This is a genomic window from Polaromonas sp. P1_G2 (genome assembly GCF_056405515.1).
The window spans coordinates 1-880 of record NZ_JBFUBY010000562.1 but is presented as its reverse complement, the minus strand read 5'-3'; the positions used below and the strand labels follow the sequence as shown (position 1 = coordinate 880).

The window sequence follows — 880 nt, the reverse complement described above, 5'->3', positions numbered from 1 at the left end:
GGTGAAAGGAGCCGGTTGCCGGTGGATGGGTCGCTCCACGTCGCAAGAAATTGAAGCAGGGCTAGTGCACTAAATGTACAACGGTGCCCTGAGTCGAGATGTGTTCAGTTACCGAGGCAAGAGAATCATGTGGTCTATGGCCTTAGAGGAGAAGAGAAAAGATCTGGGACCTGGCTTACCCCGGCACGCCCTCTCAAATAAGAGATTGGGTGCACGGTATGTCAGGCGTTTGCCGCTAGGGTTTTTCTGGCCTTGCGTCAGTAACAAGCCGCAAGAATGACATGAGGGCCTCTTCTGCCAGTGTTCCGTGTTGCTTTCCGTTGTAATCAACATCCAGCAAGCTCGCGGGCTGATACTTGCCAGAGAGGTATGCGCGAATACGTTGGACGCGTTGCGTGTTTTCAAGCGTCCCAGGTTTCAGGTTATCGGGAGCTATGTGCATTGCCACGAGCGACAGGAACTCTTCGTCGGTGAGTTCCGCAAAGGTCTTTCCGAAATATGCCCGCGCGGCGGCCGCATAGCCATGAACAGGCTGGCCATTCTTGTTGCCCAGGTAGCAGATATTCAGGAACAACTGCAATTGATCATTCTTGGAAACCAGCGAATCCAAGGCGTATTGCGCAATCAACGTTTGGCGAACTTTGGCGATGCCTTGCTTGAACCCATCGGGGAAAAAAATGAGCTTGACCAAACCTTGGGTAATGGTCGTCATTCCTGCGCCGGGAGTTTCAAGATCGACGCCGTGATGCCGAATGAACGCCGGATCTTCGATCGCCAACAACATGGCTTGCCTCTCCTTGGATAAATCAGCAAGTTTCAGTTGAGCCCCAAAGCGCTTCCAGGTTTCGGAAACCAGAGACGGTGTCGCAGCTCTCGCAAC

General features: G+C 53.1%; 1 protein-coding gene. It reads right to left on the bottom strand.

The annotated features are described in order from the left end of the window. Window positions 1-235: 235 nt before the first annotated feature. On the bottom strand, window positions 236-880 hold a 645-nt coding region (locus AC1D0P_RS26180; RefSeq protein ID WP_477679392.1), incomplete at its 5' end, for a transglycosylase domain-containing protein.